This window comes from Reinekea sp., from assembly GCF_046710285.1.
In the GTDB taxonomy this organism is placed as follows: domain Bacteria; phylum Pseudomonadota; class Gammaproteobacteria; order Pseudomonadales; family Natronospirillaceae; genus Reinekea.
In genome coordinates this window covers 259,386-276,601 of the sequence record NZ_JBKEGY010000001.1, presented here as the reverse complement: position 1 = coordinate 276,601, position 17,216 = coordinate 259,386, and the positions used below count along the sequence as shown (strand labels likewise).

The following is a 17,216-nucleotide window of genomic DNA, read 5'->3' as shown; positions in this document are numbered from 1 at the left end:
ATAATAAGGATGGCATATTTACAATAGTGGGCACCTAAAGCCATTGGCATGAAACTGTAAATAAGTATTTACACGCAAACTTGATTTCAATCAATCTGAAATTCTATCACTACAATATGAATATTAACAAGGTGAAAACTCATAGATTATAACAGAGTCATAGACTTCACCTTCCTCTAATACACTGTTCGGAAACGTAGGTTGGTTCGGTGAATCCGGCCACTGCCCAGGCTCAAAACAAAACCCTCCATATTTCTGATAGTTCTCGTTAGTGCCATAGGGTGTATTCGCTAGAAAATTACCCGAATAGAACTGAAGCCCCGGCTGATTGGACGAACAGGTTAATTGCACATTCGACATTTCAGATTTTGCTGAAGCAACTTGTCGCAAGACGTTGTCATTTGGGTAACAAAAGCAATGGTCAAAACCTCCTGCGCGAAGCAAGCGAGAGTCGTTGGTTTGACTCAAAACCGCATCTACGTTGGTCCAGTTCAACAAATCTAGTGGTGTATTTTTAATCTCGACTAGCTCCCCATTGGGTATCGCATTCGCATCAACATCCACAACGGTTTGAGCAGGAATACAGAACTCATGGTTCTCTAGCGAGCCTGCCGTTCGGCCATCCAGGTTAAAGTAAACATGGTTTGTCATGCCAAATACGGTCTTGGTATCTGAACTCGCACGATAACGAAACTCGACTCGGTCGTCGTCGGTCAACCTAATGTCGACACTAACTTGCACATTACCCGGAAATCCACCGTTACCTGACGGTGAGTTGTGTGAAAATCGAATCATGACTCCGTTCTGAATATCTTGCTGTTCCTCAACGGTCCACAGTGTTTGTGTGAAATTTTCTACGCCGCCATGCAAATGATGACGCCCTTCGTTTTGATCAACCTGCAGTCGCTTACCATCCAATTCAAACTGCCCATTGGCAATTCGGTTAGCATAACGGCCGACTGTTGACCCTAAAAAAGCCGTTTGATTTAACAGGGCTTCTAACGTATCACAACCTAAGACAAGACTTTCCGTATCTTCAGGTCGTTGAAAGCCCATCCACGCAGCGCCGTAATCAACAAAGCTGGCGATGGTTCCTCGACGGTTAGTGAGCCGATACCGTCGAACGTATCGACCATCCGGTAATTGACCAAAATCTTCTACTGTTATCGACATACTATTTTCCTGATCCATGAATGGTAAGCATTAAAACTAGGGCGGCATAAAAAGGCCCGCATTAGCGGGCAAAGGTCCAACATATGATAGAAAAAATGCTAGGTTGACTTATTTTTGTTGTAAACGTCGAAGATCACCGCCGCCAACAAAACCAACCCTTTAATGACTTGTTGCCAATCGATACCGAGGCCCATGATCGACATGCCGTTATTCATCACGCCCATGACTAATGCACCGACAACCGCACCGATTACCTTACCGACGCCACCTTGCATGGAGGCCCCGCCAATAAATACAGCTGCAATGACATCTAGCTCAAACGCCAACCCTGCTTTGGGCGTCGCGGTATTCAAACGAGCAGCGAAAACCATTCCGGCTAAGGCGGCTAACACGCCCATATTTGCAAATGTAAGAAAGGTAAGGCGCTTGGTATTGATGCCCGATAATAAGGCGGCTTTTTCATTACCACCAATGGCATAAATGCGCCGACCTACAATCGTTTTATTGGTAAAAAATGTATATGCCGAAATCAGTAGCGCCATAATGATCAATACATTTGGCAGACCTTGATAGGTTGACAGCAGATACAGGATATACCCAGCCGCGAGTGACAATACACCATTTTTGATTAGAAAAACCTGTAACGATTCGACAGCAATTTCATGTGCAATCTGCTTTTGACGTTGCCTGTATCCAGTAATGAACAAGAACGCGATCAGTAAGATGCCGATCAAAAACGACGTAACATGAAATCCACCTTCACCAAAAAGATCGGGGATAAATCCTGAGCTTAATCGCTGGAATGATTCTGGAAATGGGCCTACCGATTGACCGTTTAATAAGGCTAATGTTAACCCTTTAAACACCAACATACCGGCCAACGTTACAATAAATGCGGGGATGCGATAATACGCCACCCAGTAGCCCTGTGCGGCGCCAATCAAGCCGCCAGCAATTAAGCAGACGATCACTGTAGGTATCATTGGCCAATTAAAATTGACCATTAATACCGCTGCCAGCGCACCAACAAAGCCGACGACAGAACCAACAGACAGATCGATATGACCCGCAACAATAACCAACAACATACCAATCGCCATGATGATGATATAGCTGTTTTGCAGCACCAAGTTCGTAAGGTTCAATGGCTTCAACAAAACACCATCGGTCAGCACTTGGAAAAATAGCATGATCACGACAAGCGCAATCAACATGCCATACTCACGGATATTGCCCTTCCAAGATTTGGTTACAACTGGCTTTTTATTACCTGCCAGCGGTTTGACACTAGTTGATTGTGTGGACATGGTCTTTACTCCCAGCCTTCATAATAATTGACATAATTGCTTCTTGAGAGGCGTCTGCTACTGGCAACTCACCGATCATCGCGCCCTCGTTCATAACGTATATTCGATCACACATTCCCAACAGTTCAGGAAGCTCGGATGAAATCATCAAGACACCCTTTCCTTCTGCTGCAAGCTGATCAATGATGCTATAAATTTCATACTTGGCGCCGACGTCAATACCGCGAGTCGGTTCATCCAATATCAAAACATCAGGATTGGAAAACAACCATTTCGATAAAACAACTTTTTGTTGATTCCCGCCGGAAAGGTTGACGGTTTTTTGATACACATTCGAACATTTGATGTTCAGATCCTGGCGATATTTTTCTGCCACTTTCGACTCACCATTACTGTCAATAACACCTGAACTCGAGACGGCATTTAAGTTAGACAACGTGATATTTTTAACAATGTCTTCGATTAACACCAAGCCGTAGTTTTTTCGATCTTCCGTCACGTAGGCCAAACCGGCCTTCACCGCTTCGTCAACGCTATTAAATTTATGCTCCTCGCCTCGTAACTTAACCGTACCGGAAATGTTTCGGCCGTAGGATTTACCAAATAGACTCATTGCTAGTTCGGTTCGGCCTGCGCCCATTAAACCGGCAATACCGACCACCTCACCGCGACTCACCGTTAGGTTGACATTCTTTACTACTTGGCGATCGCGTTTTAGATGGTGAAATACATTCCAGTTTTCGACTTCCAATACCGTTTCACCCACCGTGGCGGTTTTCGGCGGGAAACGATCTTCCATTGAGCGGCCAACCATGTGTTTAACGATTTCTGCTTCTTCAATTCCGTCTGCAACGCAATCGAGCGCTTTTACGGATGCGCCGTCTCGTATAACGGTAATCGTATCGGCTACTTTTCGAACTTCATTGAGTTTGTGTGAAATCAGAATCGCTGACATGCCTTGGCGCTTAAACTCCAACAGCAGCTCCATGAGTGCATCACTGTCTTTTTCGTTTAAACTGGCTGTTGGTTCATCAAGAATTAATAGCTTTACGTTTTTAGAAAGGGCTTTAGCAATTTCAACCAACTGCTGTTTGCCGACACCGATGTCTAAAATAAGTGAATCCGGCGAATCCGTTAAACCTACTTTCGCTAATAATTCATGGGTTTTTCTAAACGTTGTTTCCCAGTTAATGAATCCGTTTTTTGCTTGTTCATTACCTAAGAATATGTTTTCAGCGATCGACAACTGTGGGACTAATGCCAATTCCTGATGAATAATGATAATGCCTTTGGCTTCACTGTCTGATATCCCACGAAAGGACTGTGTATTGCCTTCATAAACGATGTCGCCGTCATAACTATCGGCCGGATGTACACCACTGAGTACCTTCATTAGAGTGGACTTCCCAGCGCCGTTCTCACCCACTATTGCGTGGATTTCGCCTTCTTGGACCGTCAGATTAACGTTATCCAATGCTTTGACACCCGGAAATGTCTTAGTGATGCCACGCATTTCTAAGATAGCCGTCATTGCATACCTCACTTATTACAATAAAAAGCGCCCAGAGAGTTCTGGGCGCACAGGGCTATTACAATTGTGAACGTTTGTAGTAACCGCTACCGATTAATACATCTTCCCAGTTGGAAATATCGACCAATACTGGCTTCAGCAAGTAGGAAGGAACAATTTTCACGCCATTGTCATAAGTTTTCGTGTCATTAATTTCAGGTTCAGACCCTGTCATCAATGCATTCACCATTCCAACGGTAACGCGCGCAAGTTCACGAGTATCTTTAAATATAGTGGCGGTTTGCTCACCTGCTAGGATTGATTTAACCGATGGAATTTCGGCATCTTGGCCAGAGATGATCGGCATCGGCATATTACCTGAACCGTAACCAACTCCTTTTAAAGATGACAAGATACCAATACTCAAGCCATCATAAGGTGATAATACAGCGTCGATGCGCTTACTGCTGTAGTGAGCACTCAATAGGTTATCCATACGAGATTGTGCAACCGCACCATCCCAACGTAGAGTAGAAACTTTGTCCATACCCGTCTGACCAGAAACCACATTTAACTTACCCGCATCAATGTAAGGTTGTAGAACAGACATTGCACCGTCATAGAAAAAATACGCATTGTTATCATCTGGTGAGCCACCAAATAATTCTATATTGAATGGGCCTTTTCCGGCATCAAGACCTAACGCAGATTCAATACCTTGTGCTTGCAACACACCGACTTGGAAGTTATTAAACGTCGCGTAGTAGTCAACATGTGGTGAACCGACGATTAAACGATCGTAAGCAACGACTTTAATGCCTGCATCGGCTGCTTTTTTAAGGGCACTTGAGAGAGTAGTCCCATCAATCGCTGCAATGACTAAAACATCAACACCGCGTACAATCATGTTTTCTACTTGAGACAACTGCGTAGGAATATCATCTTCTGCATATTGCAAAAAAGTTTTATAACCCGCTTCTTTAAGTTGTTTTACCATATTCTCGCCATCTGCAATCCAGCGAGAAGATGATTTAGTGGGCATTGCAATACCAACCGTATCTTTGGCCAGAACCGCGGTTGCGGTGAATGACAGGGCCGTCGCGAGAGCAGCCGTCAGTAGTGTTCGCATCATCTTCATATTAATACTCCATTGCGACTCAGACATCGCACATCTTATTTTTGTGGTATGTATGGAAATAGTACTGACTGGCAAAGCGCCGATCCGTGTACTTAATCGCAGTCTAACCACGCCATATTCGGTTGCCTACCGCTAGCATTAGATGTAGCCGATTACTCCATAAAGTCAGCAGCAAATAGTCAGAAAATTTAGGTTTCTGCCCACTGAGCCAGTTAAAAAAAATCTATATGCTTAAGGGTTTTTTAAACAAATACGTCACATAAGCACATGAACTCAGTTGGTATTAGACTTTCGTCTAAGCACTAAAATGGGTAATTCATGCTACAAGTATTTCACTTTCAAATTACACTCTAGCCACTCGTCGAAGCAGCGCTAGGATCGAAGTCGTAGAGGGCCCAAAGCCCTATTATTGCTTCTAATTCGCTGATAAATGGTTGGGATCTACAGTTAATTGGACCCGTAATTCTGGTCATAAACGGCCCGGTCAACCCAACTTCTTTGAGCTTCAAGGATTTTATAGCTAGGTATATGGAAATAACTGTTTAATGAGCTAGCGAGGCATTTATCACCAAGTTAAATGGATTAAACTCGGTTTACCCGATGAATGAAATCGGATACAGACCAGAAAAATAAAACAATAAATGGAGCATTATCATGAAGTCCCAAATCTTAAATAAGGCGATAAAACTAACCCTCGGTTGCAGCGTTGTAGCCTTTGCGTCCATGTCTGCTATGGCAGAGTTAACCGTCGGTTTTGCCCAAACGGGCTCAGAATCTGGTTGGCGTACAGCGTTTACTAACGCAACTAAAGCCGAAGCAGAATCTCGCGGCTATAACTTCAAATTCTCTGATGGACAAGGCAAACAAGAGAATCAGATTAAAGCGATCCGTTCATTCATTGCTCAAGGTGTCGACGGTATTGTGCTAGCACCACTAGTCACAACCGGTTGGGACAAAGTATTGAAAGAAGCTCAACGTGCTAAAATTCCGGTTGTATTAGTCGACCGTGGTTTAGACTCAGATTCAAGCTTGTATGTGACCAGCGTAGGTTCAGATTTCACGATGGAAGGTGCCATGATTGGCGCATGGCTAGCCGTTGAAACCGAAGGCACGTGTGATATCGTCGAATTGCAAGGTGCTGTCGGTGCTGATGCGGCAATCAAACGTCAAGCAGGTTTTGCTAATGTTATTCAGAACTTCCCAGGCATGGAGATCATCGCGTCGCAAACCGGTAGCTGGAGTGCCACAGGCGGTAAAGAAGTTATGGAGAGTTTCTTAAAGACCTATGGCGGAGACAACATTTGCGCGGTATGGGCCCATAACGACAACATGGCAATTGGTGCGGCTCAAGCCATCAAAGAAGCTGGGTTAAAGCCAAGTAAAGATATATTGATAGGATCTGTTGATGCGATTGCAGACATCTTCAAAACTATGGCCGATGGCGAAACCAATGTAACGTTGGAGCTTAGCCCGTATCAAGGCGCCGCCGCGTTTGATGCACTAGAAGATCATTTAGCCGGTAAAGACGTTCCTAAACGCATTACGGTACCTGGCGGTTTGTTCTATCCTGATACAGCCGCAGCAGAATACGCAAATCGTAAATAATTACATCGAGGCGTAAGCAGTTAATAGGTAATGGGTACGTACCCATTGCCTATTTTTTAGTAAATATCGGAATAATAAAAAGAGTGCATTATGAATGCCTTAGACAAAACAACACCCACCCGAGCATTGCTAGACATCCAAAACATTTCTAAAGGTTTTTCCGGTGTTCAAGCGCTAAACAACGTGTCATTCACAATAGACGAAGGCGAAATTCATGCCCTACTGGGTGAGAACGGCGCTGGCAAGTCGACATTCATCAAAGTTTTGACGGGTGTTTACAGTCGTGATTCTGGGCAGTTTATTTTTGATGGTCACGAATTCTCTGCAGATGATGCCGGTCACGCACAAACGCTTGGCATTAGTACGGTGTATCAGGAAGTCAACTTGATCCCAACCATGACCGTGACTGAAAACTTAACGCTGACTAATCAGCCACGAAAGTTCGGCTTAATCAGTCGAAAAAAATCTGAAGCACTAGCCCGAAAGATGCTTGCCCGTGTTGGGCTGGATATTGACCCATCCAAACAGTTGGATCGCTATTCAATCGCCGTGCAACAGTTAATTGCCATCGCCCGGGCACTCGGTACCGAAGCTAAACTTTTGGTACTCGATGAACCGACCGCAAGTTTAGATTCTAAAGAAGTCAGCCGTCTGTTTGATCTAATGCGCCAACTAAAATCACAAGGGATAAGTGTTATTTTTGTTACACATTTCCTAGACCAAGTGTATGAAATCACAGACCGTATCACCGTGCTTCGTAACGGTTCTTATGTCGGCACCTACAATACAGTGGATCTACCCCAAACCGAACTAATACAAGCCATGGTTGGGAAATCATTAGACGAACTCGCACAAGGTTCTGCCGAACATCAAGAAGAAAACAAGGACACCATTTTTACCATTTCTGCTTATGGCAAAGAACGCTACATTGCCCCCGCGGATCTTTCTCTCGCCAAGGGTGAAATTGTTGGATTGGCCGGCATGTTGGGCTCTGGACGGTCAGAATTATGCAATATTATTTTCGGGGCAGAAGCGGCAGATCAGGGCGAGATGCACCTCGATGGAAAACGCGTACAGATCAAAACACCCAAACAGGCCATTGATGCAGGTATGGCTTATTGTCCAGAAGACCGGAAGGTTGAAGGCATTGTCGCGGAACTGAGTGTCCGTGAAAACATGATTCTAGCATTGCAAGCCAAGCGAGGTTGGCTCAAACCCATACCGATGGTTGAGCAAAAAGCGATGGTAGAAGACATGATTAATCGCCTAGCGATTAAAACGCCCAACATGAATAAGGCGATTGGTGAACTCAGCGGAGGCAACCAACAAAAAGTTATTTTGGCTCGCTGGTTACTGACTCAACCGAACCTATTATTGCTAGACGAACCAACCCGAGGTATTGATGTTGGTGCACACCACGAGATCATTCACATTATGAAAGAACTGTGTGAACAAGGGATGAGTTTACTCGTTGCGTCTTCCGAACTTGAAGAATTGGTTATTTTTGCGCATCGCGTTGTGGTGATGAAAGACCGAGTAAAAGTCTCTGAATTAACAGGGTCTGAAATCAGTCAAAAATCAATTGTGAGCGCAATCGCGCAGTAGTCATTAAAACGGGTGATAAATATGACGTTAGCTATGAAATGGATCAATATTAATCCGAAAATATGGGGGCCGGTGCTGTCACTGTTTGCCATAATTTTGGTCATGAGTGTTATTGAACCTAGCTTCATTAACATTGAAATGAAAGATGGCCGCTTGTACGGCAGCCTAATTGACATACTCGTTCGCGCAACGCCAACAGCCATCATTGCGCTTGGCATGGCGGTTGTCATCGGCACTAAGGGTATCGACTTATCGGTGGGCAGTGTCGTCGCAATTTGTGGCGCGATCGCCGCTATTCTTATCACGGAAACACAACTGCCATTTGTACTCGTGGTTGCGATTTCTATAGCGGCGGGCGCGGTTATCGGGCTCGCCAATGGCATCATGGTATCGCTCATCGGTATTCAGCCCATTATCGCCACACTCATACTTATGGTTTCTGGACGTGGTATCGCGCAATTGATTACCGGGGGTCGGTCTGTTAGCTTCGACAGTGTGCCGATGGACATCATTGGCAGTGGCATGTTTTTAGCTCTGCCCGTTCGTATTTGGATTGTAGCGGTGATCATTACGCTTACCGTCATTTTACTGCGCAAGACTGCTCTGGGTTTGTTTTTAGAATCCGTTGGCGCTAACGCCAATGCCAGTCGTTTGGTCGGCATTGAAGCGAAAATGCTAAAAGTGATTGCGTACATTTTTTCAGGCATGTGTGCCTCGATTGCCGGCATCATTTTAATTGCAGATGTCAGCATCGCTGAAATCAATCGCTTGGGATTATGGCTAGAGCTAGACGCCATTTTAGCAGTGGTACTGGCAGGTGGTTCTCTTAATGGAGGTCGAATCTATCTAGGATTAACCATTATCGGCGCACTGATTATTCAAACACTGACGACAATTATTTTCAGTAGCGGAGTACCGGTCGAATACAACTTGATTGTAAAAGCCTGCATCATTTTAGCCGTCCTATTGCTGCAATCAGAGACAACTCAAAGCGCAATCAAGCGCTTTAAAAATAGCCGAAAGGAGAAACAACATGCTGAATGAGCGCACGCTACCTCTGTTCTCGGCCATTGCCGTCCTTATTCTTCTCTATGCCTTTGGCTGCTTTGCCTATAACGGTTTCTTCGGCTTACGCCTGTTAGGTTATCTACTGACAGACAATGCCTTTATCATTGTCACTGCCGTAGGTATGGCATTTGTGATTCTCTCGGGCGGTATTGATTTATCTGTTGGCTCGATGATCGCATTTATTTGCGCGCTAATGGCGTTACTGGTTGTAAAACTTCAGATTCACCCGGTTGTGGCAATAATCATATCTGTGATCGTCGGTACCCTACTCGGTATGATCATGGGGATCATCATTGCAGTGTTTAAAATACAGCCCTTTATTGTGACGCTTGCGGGCATGTTTATGTTTCGTGGCCTGGGCTATGTGATCAATACCCAACAGGTCAAAATTGATCACCCATTTATGACAACGTTGTCTGAATTTGGGGTTTACATTGGCCAGGGTGAACTGAATTTCGTCGCGATCATCATGCTAATATTTTTAGCCATTGGTGTGATCGTTTCGCGATTTACTCGATTTGGTCATAATGTCTATGCATTGGGTGGCGACTCACATTCAGCTTCACTACTGGGTGTCAACGTCACTTGGACGACGGTAAAAATTTACGCCCTCAGTGGCTTATACAGCTCAGTTGCTGGAATATTATTTGCCGTGGCTACTGGCTCGGCTTATCCAGAGATAGGTATTGCTGTAGAACTTGATGCGATAGCCGCGGTCGTTCTTGGCGGTACCTTGCTCACCGGCGGTGTTGGCTTTGTATTTGGAGCCTTTGTTGGCGGTCTAACGTTAGGCGTAATTCAGCAACTGATAAATTTCAACGGCACGCTCAATGCATCCTCAACCCGAATTGTGATCGGCGTGTTACTGCTCGGTTTTATTTTAATGCAGAAATTTATTTTGGCCTGGGCTAATAAATATTCTATTGACGACGTAACTTAACGAGCCAGACTCCTCTCTTGATAGAAGGAGGAGTCACATATGGCCAATTCGCCTTTCGAAACATCGCTTATCTGAGCTTATGTAGCTTGACGATAATGACTACTATGCGGAAGCAGACATTAGATAGCGAATGCTATGGCATGTTGATATGACGATTACGAATGAAATAATGAAAGCTCGTCAAGGTAGGGTTTGTTGATCGTTTACGAACAATTCCTATTTTGGATTGAGAGTATTAAGTTAACAGTAACCGTTTAAACATTTATCGCAAACAATTCTCAAAATATTGCTTTATCAATTGATGAAACCGACGAATATGGACCGGTCTTTCACTTTGGTAGGCATGCAATAAATATACTGGCCAACGAGGTCCGGTCCAATCCGGTAACACACGCACTAATTGTTTATTTCGGATCAACGTTTGAACGTTAATATTGGGTAGTAAACCAAACCCAATATGCGACTGAACTAAATGCAAAACGCCCGGGAATGAATGCGCATGAATAAAAGCAGTTGGCTTCAAACTAAAAACAGATAGGTGTTTTACATTGGTGAGTGTAAATTTCCTTTTTTGCCAAGGCGTGGTAATCCATCGGTGGCGTTCAATATCCTCAGCAATTTCAAATTCGTCATGTTCATTCAGGTATTGGGGAGTGGCACAAAACCATTCATTTAACTCCCCAATCGGTAATGCACGGTAGCTGCTATCTGCTAATTCACCAACATGGATTGCCGCGTCTAAATTATGGGTAACCAAGTCCAACGCTTGATCATCCGCAACTAATCGAAACGTGAGCTTTGGGAATTCTAAACTCAATTGCTCAATGGCAGGCAAAACAATATTAGCTTCCAACGCATGCGGATATGTAATCGAAAATTGACCAGATGGACTTGCCTGATCATTGGCAATTTCTTCCAAAATATAATCAGCTTGATCAGCCATCATTGAGGAGCGTGAATACAAACGCTCACCTAACGGCGTTGCGGAAATGCCTCGTGTTGTTCGATTTAACAACCGGCTGTTCAAATCCGCTTCTAAACGCGAAATGTTTTGACTCACGGCCGATTTAGTCATGCCCAAGTGTATGGCCGCTTTCGTAAAAGAGCCTTGTTTCATCACTTCGGTAAAAATGAGGAGTCGCGAAATTTGCTGTGGTGTTGTCATTTTTTCTAAACAATGAGTTAATTTAATAACAATTGTTAAGAGTATTACACTCAAGTAGCCTTATGTCCATCAACCAAGACCACTCACCGAACAGTAACCATAGGGCTCGTACGAAATGAAAGTAAATCCAGGCGATCAACTCTCAGCGATAACATTTCAAACTATTCAGCAAAAGACGGTTCAACTGGCCGACTCAGAATCGGCATTCGTCCACTTACAATTCAGACGATTCGCAGGTTGCCCTGTATGCAACTTACACCTGAGGACTGTGTCCAATCGGTATCCGGAAATTCAAAGTTTAGGAATACGGGAGGTTGTGGTTTTCCACTCTTCGCGAGCTGAATTGCTGCGTTACCAAGCGGAATTGCCTTTCGATTGCATTGCAGACCCAGACAAACATTACTACCGGCAATTCGGAGTCGAACAGTCCCGGTTAGCATTGTTACACCCGCAAGCAATCGGCTCTGCAATGGCAGGGATGTTTCATTCAAAAAAGTTAAAGCGAGACCTCAGTGGTGGAGTGAACGGCGTACCTGCCGATTTCCTGTTGAACAAACGCGGCATTGTACTCGCCACCCACTATGGAGTTCATGCAGATGATCAATGGTCGGTGGACCAGTTACTAGCGCTTGCCCAACAACATCGTGTCCAGAATTCGGCCACGGCCTAACAAGCCAACAACGTTGCCTACATACCAACGACTAAGTTCGGGCTGGTATTAGTGTGAAGCACCAGCCCACTCCATCGGCCTGATGTTAATCCTTACTGCGTTGAAAAACAGAAACCTCAGGTTCAATCAACACGGCTAAGAGAAATTAACTATCAAATCACTTCAAAAATCGAATCTATAATAATCGGCAAAATACCCCGAACCGACATCGTACCAAAAGCCGTTCGCGCACGCATGACCTTCTCGCCAAAAACCTCAACCATTAAATCGGAAAACCACCCACGTAAACATACCTCAAACACCTTCCCTATTCCGTTCACTCGATAATTTCGGCTCATCTTTCTAATTACGAATGACGATGAAGCAAAGGGAAATACGCTTTAAAACCTGAAAAACCGTTTTGAGACCCTTTCTGAAAAGAAATGCCTGAGCCATCGACATATAAATGACTATCATAATTTTTTGATAGTGATGATCAACAGAGAAGACCTATAACACATTTTCCCGACACCCGAGCGCTGGCACATCGGCCTCGGGAGGTCAGTGCAAACGCTGTTGGATTGATATGGTACTAGCCAGCAAACACCCCTGGAAATCGGCCTTACTTCTACCAAGGTGGAATACTATTGAGGCTTATAGGCAGCAGAGGCTGCTGCGCAACCTAATTCACTGCAATTGAAAAATACAATTACTTCAGTTTGAATCGTTGAGTCAATGCAGACTGCTCCGACGACAATCGATTTAAAGATTCACTATTTTCCGCAGCTTGCACTGAATTAGCTTCAATATCTTCGGTCATACTGGATATCTGCACGATATTTTCAGCAACCTCTTTTGCGACCGCACTTTGCTGTTCAGACGCTGACGCGATGGAACGACTTTTATCATTTACATTCGCCAAACTGTTTACCATGTCTTCCAACAGGGCGGTTGTCTGCTCTGTTTGAATAACCGTCTGGTCGGCACGCGATAGATTGTCACGAACCAATGCGACCGCGTTTCCCGCTTGTCGTTGCAAGCTCCCTATCATCTCACCAATTTCATTAGCAGACTGCTGGGTACGGTTTGCTAGCGTTCTCACTTCGTCGGCAACAACAGCAAACCCACGCCCCTGCTCGCCAGCACGAGCCGCTTCAATGGCGGCGTTGAGTGCTAGTAGGTTGGTTTGCTCTGCAATCCCTTGAATGACACTAAGAATATCGCCGATTCGTTGAGATTCTTCTGACAAACTTTCAATAACATTCGAAGCCGACACAAGCGAGGTTTTCAACTCATTTGCAAAGAACAGGTTTTGACTCATGTTTTTCATGTTGGTCTGTGCATTCTCTGTAACCTGAGACACTTCGTTACTAGCATCCACTGCGTGGTTGGCAACTTCATGCACAGCTGCATCCATTTGAGTGACGGCCGCGGCGACCGACTCAGTTCGACTGCGTTGCAAGGCGATACTTTGGTTAGTTTGTTCACTCTTTTCTAAATTATCTTTCGCAACGGAACTGATGGTACTGGCTGATTGCTGTATTTGACCAATCAACTGGTTGAGCTGACTGTTGAGATCGTTAATGTCATCAACCACCAAGCCCATTTCAGATTTGTATGTTTCGGTAATAGTGTGACTTAAATCTCCAGAGGCAACACGCTTTAACGATCTGATGATAGTTTTTAAAGGTTTGCGAATAGACACCACAATTGTCGACGCAATGAGTACGGCCACAAATAGCGACACGATGGCTAATACGAAGTTTATCACTGACGACTGCTTAAAAACGTTGTCGGCATTCAACCGCGCCTGAGTTGCCAAGCTTTGAATGTGTTGCATCGTTTCATCTAGTTGCTGACTGGACACTTCTGCCTTTAGAGAAACCTCTTGCAACAGCTGTGCTGATCGGTTGTCTAATGTGACATAGGCAAGATGTTGTTGGAATAAACCGTTTGGATCAGATATCGCACTCTTGAGTAATGTCTGATAAAACTTAAAGTCTTCAATTAAGTCTGCATCCACCTGTTCAATAGAGGAGATGCTTTCATCCATCAATTGCATATAGCGCTCTAGTTCCTGGGCAAACGTATTGAAACGTTTATCATCACGAATCGCTAAGGTTTTAATCAGGTAGAGCTGTACTCCGTCGCCTTGAGTCGCCAGGTTTGCGATCTCCTCTAAAACGTCGGCAGAGCCTATATCCTCTTCCGCCTCTTCTACTAGATCGTCAATATCTTCTGAAAAGTACTGAAACTCACTTGCAAATTCAGTGAGCTTATTGAGTGAATTTGCACGGGCCACTACCCGCTGGTCTTGCACATCAAAATGCAACTTGGCCTGCGCCATCATATCTTTGGTGGCTATATTTGCTGTTTCAAATGTTGTCAATATGTCGGGATACGCGGCCAACGACTCGATCAGGCCGCGTGCTTGCGCATCGTAGGCGGCTCGAGTTTCATCAAACTCACGTCTTAGTAGTTCACGGCTGTCTTCACTTTCAGAGGTTGCGTGTTGCAACATGGCTTGATTGGCTAAACGCATCAAATCCAGCGATTTTCCAAACTGATCGAACATAGTTGGTACGGTGGTCGAGGTTATGTACATTTGCTCTGACGTACGCCGTTGCGAAATAAACGTGGAGCTAGAAATGGCAATAACAATTAATAGAACAAGGGTAAATCCTACAACGATTCTTTGGATTAATGTAACTTGCATAGCGTTCTTCCCAGATCTTATAGTGAATTATTAGAAATGAACGTATAAATGAAGGCATGAATTTTCAGACATTTACAGCATCGAGTGTGTCAATTATATCGGCTGCGTGTGAGTTTAAATTATTCACTTTCCTGCTATATATATCGACAATTGCGGCGTTGTCACACTGCCCTTCGACAAAGTAGGCATGTAGTTAACGCTTGAAATTGAACCATTTCCCCTCGTTTCTTGCTAAAAACTAAGAACCTGGTCTAGAGGAGAAGCCCGAATAACCTGATCTACTTGAAATTTCGGGCTTTAACCAGCGTTAATATTACAGAGTAACGCGTTGCGCTGGGCGCCCAAATACCGGCTCGCCATGGTCATTCCACTGCAAGACATGGACACAAGTATGTCGGTTTGGGTCCCACAAAGGATCACCTTCAATGCCCTTGTAGTTTCGCGCGTGATAGATGAGGTAGTCCGTTTTACCATCTTGACTGCGGGTAAAGCTGTTATGACCAGGTCCGAAAATTTCTCGCTCTTCATCTGTTTGAAATACAGGTGTTGGCGATTTATGCCAAAGTTTAGCATTGAGTAAGTCGGCATTTTCATCTATCGATAGCAGGCCCATGCAGTAGCGTTCATCGGTGGCGCTGGCTGAATAAGTCACAAAAATTTTACCGTGTCGTTGGATCACCGAAGGTCCTTCGTTAACAAGGAAACCACGGACTTCCCAATCCAATTCTGGTGCGGTTAACATCACCGGTTCGCTTGATAACTCGGTCGCGCTTTTCATGGTTGCAATATACAAGCAAGAATTACCGGGTTTATCTGGGCTTTTCTGTGCCCACAAGTAATACCATTGATCATGCCGTTTAAACAAAGTTGCGTCGAGACAAAAACTGTCGATACCAGAATCGACTTGGCCTGCGAAAGTCCACGGCGATGCAATCGGATCTTCCGCCTCACAGGTGATGGCGTACATACGATGTTGAAACGCATCGTCTTTAATATCGCGATTCGGTGCCGCCGCAAAGTAGATTACCCAAAGTCCATCCATGTAGTGGATTTCGGGCGCCCAAATCAAATCACTGTATGGGCCAGTATCAGGCTTATGCCAGACCGTCACGATTTCTTGTGTTGAGTCTAAATCGGTCAGTGAACTGGAACGGCGTAATTCAATACGATCATATTCTGGCACTGACGCGGTAAAATAATAAGTACCATCCGTATGTAGGTAGACATGCGGATCGGCACGACATTCAATAATCGGGTTACAAATATTCATGTTATAAGGTTCTCTATGGTCAGACCCTACTAATCTCAATTGTTTTCTTCCGGTAATGACGTTCGTGAAGATTCTCGTAGGAAAAACTCACCTTCAACTTTTGTAATTGGAAATTCCGGTAGCCGACTGTCCAGTAGTCGATCAACAGCCAACCGCGCCATTTCATCGTAGGGTAATTCAATACTGCTTAAGCTCGGCGTCATCTCGCTAGCGAGCAATTGATTATCAAAGCCGATAACGGCAATGTCTTCCGGTACACGTAGGCCTCGCTTATGAATTGCTTGGTATACACCCAGCGCCATTAAGTCACTCGCGCTGAAAATAGCTTGCGGAGGTTTTTCTAAATCGAGAAGTATCTCTGTCGCTAAAAATGCTTGTTTAACCGACCAGTTGCCATAGCCGATATAGTCTTCATATACTGGCAAACCATTGTTGGCCAGCGCTTGCCGAAACCCTTTTTCACGATCAATAGATGACAATGACCAGGCTTCACCACAGATAATAGCAATACGATGGTGGCCTTGTTCGATCAAGTGTTCACAAGCTCGATATCCACCAAGCGAGTCGGCGGGCAACAATGCTGGTATTTGATCATTCTCGGGGTCAAAACAATTTAACAATACACGACGATCCACTTTAATCACGTCAACGCTATCGATTTCACGTGGCGTATTGGATGCATAAATCACCCCACTGTATTGCCCTGCTCGAACTTCATCGTAGATAGCCAGCTTCAAGTCTTCGTTATCTTCGTAATCGAAAACCGTGAGCACCGCGTCTCTTTCCCATGCCCTGTCTTTAGCTGCCGATATTGCATTGATAAAAGGGTCGTGCATATTCAAGCTGTTTACAATCAGAGCGATGCGTTTGTGCTTGTAACCGTGTCTAACTGTTTTGAACTGGTAACCCAATTCTTCCGCTTTTTGAAACACGCGTTGTTTGGTTTCTTCCGACACTTTAATGTTGCCCGCACCATTTAAAATGACAGACACTGTCGGCTGAGAAACACCCACTGCAGTGGCTATGTCGAGCATGGTTACTTTTTTCTTGCGCATAAAGCCTTCTTGTTT

13 protein-coding genes are annotated in these 17,216 nt (G+C 44.6%); 5 read left to right on the top strand and 8 right to left on the bottom strand.

Annotation, left to right across the window (positions count from 1 at the left end):
* Positions 1–123: 123 nt before the first annotated feature.
* The 4 genes from ACI882_RS01260 to chvE all read right to left on the bottom strand — a co-directional run bounded on the left by ACI882_RS01260 (position 124) and on the right by chvE (position 5,155).
* Positions 124–1,173: an aldose epimerase family protein gene (locus ACI882_RS01260; protein WP_411745552.1), complete on the bottom strand. Its 1,050-nt coding sequence runs from the start codon at positions 1,171–1,173 to the stop codon at positions 124–126.
* A 98-nt stretch (positions 1,174–1,271) separates the two neighbouring features.
* Positions 1,272–2,480, bottom strand: a complete 1,209-nt coding sequence (gene mmsB / locus ACI882_RS01255) for a multiple monosaccharide ABC transporter permease (RefSeq protein WP_411745551.1) — start codon at positions 2,478–2,480, stop codon at positions 1,272–1,274.
* Positions 2,461–4,011 carry a multiple monosaccharide ABC transporter ATP-binding protein gene (gene mmsA / locus ACI882_RS01250; RefSeq protein ID WP_411745550.1) on the bottom strand — a complete coding sequence of 517 codons (1,551 nt, stop codon included), beginning with the start codon at positions 4,009–4,011 and terminating at the stop codon, positions 2,461–2,463. Before mmsA ends, mmsB begins: the two co-directional genes overlap by 20 nt.
* Before the next feature lie 58 nt (positions 4,012–4,069).
* Positions 4,070–5,155: a multiple monosaccharide ABC transporter substrate-binding protein gene (chvE, locus tag ACI882_RS01245; RefSeq protein WP_411745549.1), complete on the bottom strand. Its 1,086-nt coding sequence runs from the start codon at positions 5,153–5,155 to the stop codon at positions 4,070–4,072.
* A gap of 627 nt (positions 5,156–5,782) precedes the next feature.
* Between chvE and ACI882_RS01240 the strand changes: the two genes are divergently transcribed.
* From ACI882_RS01240 to ACI882_RS01225, 4 genes are all read left to right on the top strand, one after another.
* Positions 5,783–6,733 carry an ABC transporter substrate-binding protein gene (locus ACI882_RS01240; RefSeq protein WP_411745548.1) on the top strand — a complete coding sequence of 317 codons (951 nt, stop codon included), beginning with the start codon at positions 5,783–5,785 and terminating at the stop codon, positions 6,731–6,733.
* Between the two features lie 90 nt (positions 6,734–6,823).
* Positions 6,824–8,338: a sugar ABC transporter ATP-binding protein gene (locus ACI882_RS01235; protein WP_411746546.1), complete on the top strand. Its 1,515-nt coding sequence runs from the start codon at positions 6,824–6,826 to the stop codon at positions 8,336–8,338.
* 21 nt (positions 8,339–8,359) lie between these two features.
* A complete protein-coding gene (locus ACI882_RS01230; RefSeq protein WP_411746547.1) occupies positions 8,360–9,382 on the top strand; it encodes an ABC transporter permease in 1,023 nt (340 codons plus the stop codon).
* Entirely contained in the window at positions 9,372–10,346 is a 975-nt protein-coding gene (locus ACI882_RS01225) for an ABC transporter permease subunit (protein ID WP_411745921.1), read from the top strand. Before ACI882_RS01230 ends, ACI882_RS01225 begins: the two co-directional genes overlap by 11 nt.
* 262 nt (positions 10,347–10,608) lie before the next feature.
* Here the strand turns inward: ACI882_RS01225 and ACI882_RS01220 are convergent, their stop codons facing one another.
* Positions 10,609–11,565: a LysR family transcriptional regulator gene (locus ACI882_RS01220; RefSeq protein WP_411745922.1), complete on the bottom strand. Its 957-nt coding sequence runs from the start codon at positions 11,563–11,565 to the stop codon at positions 10,609–10,611.
* A gap of 61 nt (positions 11,566–11,626) precedes the next feature.
* Between ACI882_RS01220 and ACI882_RS01215 the strand changes: the two genes are divergently transcribed.
* Positions 11,627–12,181: a peroxiredoxin-like family protein gene (locus ACI882_RS01215; protein ID WP_411746548.1), complete on the top strand. Its 555-nt coding sequence runs from the start codon at positions 11,627–11,629 to the stop codon at positions 12,179–12,181.
* A gap of 688 nt (positions 12,182–12,869) precedes the next feature.
* Here the strand turns inward: ACI882_RS01215 and ACI882_RS01210 are convergent.
* The 3 genes from ACI882_RS01210 to ACI882_RS01200 form a co-directional block, all read right to left on the bottom strand.
* On the bottom strand, positions 12,870–14,876 hold the full coding sequence (locus ACI882_RS01210) for a methyl-accepting chemotaxis protein (protein WP_411743030.1): 2,007 nt from the start codon (positions 14,874–14,876) through the stop codon (positions 12,870–12,872).
* 313 nt (positions 14,877–15,189) lie between these two features.
* Positions 15,190–16,146, bottom strand: coding sequence for a family 43 glycosylhydrolase (locus ACI882_RS01205; RefSeq protein ID WP_411743029.1), 957 nt, complete (start codon positions 16,144–16,146; stop codon positions 15,190–15,192).
* 35 nt (positions 16,147–16,181) lie between these two features.
* Positions 16,182–17,201 carry a LacI family DNA-binding transcriptional regulator gene (locus ACI882_RS01200; RefSeq protein ID WP_411743028.1) on the bottom strand — a complete coding sequence of 340 codons (1,020 nt, stop codon included), beginning with the start codon at positions 17,199–17,201 and terminating at the stop codon, positions 16,182–16,184.
* Positions 17,202–17,216: the final 15 nt, after the last annotated feature.

What these genes read in the sequence shown, in the direction of transcription:
- ACI882_RS01225 (WP_411745921.1), top strand. Translation starts at nt 9,372, where the DNA reads ATGCTGAATGAGCGCACGCTACCTCTGTTCTCGGCCATTGCCGTCCTT.
- ACI882_RS01235 (WP_411746546.1), top strand. Translation starts at nt 6,824, where the DNA reads ATGAATGCCTTAGACAAAACAACACCCACCCGAGCATTGCTAGACATC.
- ACI882_RS01200 (WP_411743028.1), bottom strand. Translation starts at nt 17,201, where the DNA reads ATGCGCAAGAAAAAAGTAACCATGCTCGACATAGCCACTGCAGTGGGT.
- mmsA (WP_411745550.1), bottom strand. Translation starts at nt 4,011, where the DNA reads ATGACGGCTATCTTAGAAATGCGTGGCATCACTAAGACATTTCCGGGT.
- chvE (WP_411745549.1), bottom strand. Translation starts at nt 5,155, where the DNA reads ATGTCTGAGTCGCAATGGAGTATTAATATGAAGATGATGCGAACACTA.
- ACI882_RS01230 (WP_411746547.1), top strand. Translation starts at nt 8,360, where the DNA reads ATGACGTTAGCTATGAAATGGATCAATATTAATCCGAAAATATGGGGG.
- ACI882_RS01205 (WP_411743029.1), bottom strand. Translation starts at nt 16,146, where the DNA reads ATGAATATTTGTAACCCGATTATTGAATGTCGTGCCGATCCGCATGTC.
- ACI882_RS01210 (WP_411743030.1), bottom strand. Translation starts at nt 14,876, where the DNA reads ATGCAAGTTACATTAATCCAAAGAATCGTTGTAGGATTTACCCTTGTT.
- ACI882_RS01215 (WP_411746548.1), top strand. Translation starts at nt 11,627, where the DNA reads ATGAAAGTAAATCCAGGCGATCAACTCTCAGCGATAACATTTCAAACT.
- mmsB (WP_411745551.1), bottom strand. Translation starts at nt 2,480, where the DNA reads ATGTCCACACAATCAACTAGTGTCAAACCGCTGGCAGGTAATAAAAAG.
- ACI882_RS01240 (WP_411745548.1), top strand. Translation starts at nt 5,783, where the DNA reads ATGAAGTCCCAAATCTTAAATAAGGCGATAAAACTAACCCTCGGTTGC.
- ACI882_RS01260 (WP_411745552.1), bottom strand. Translation starts at nt 1,173, where the DNA reads ATGTCGATAACAGTAGAAGATTTTGGTCAATTACCGGATGGTCGATAC.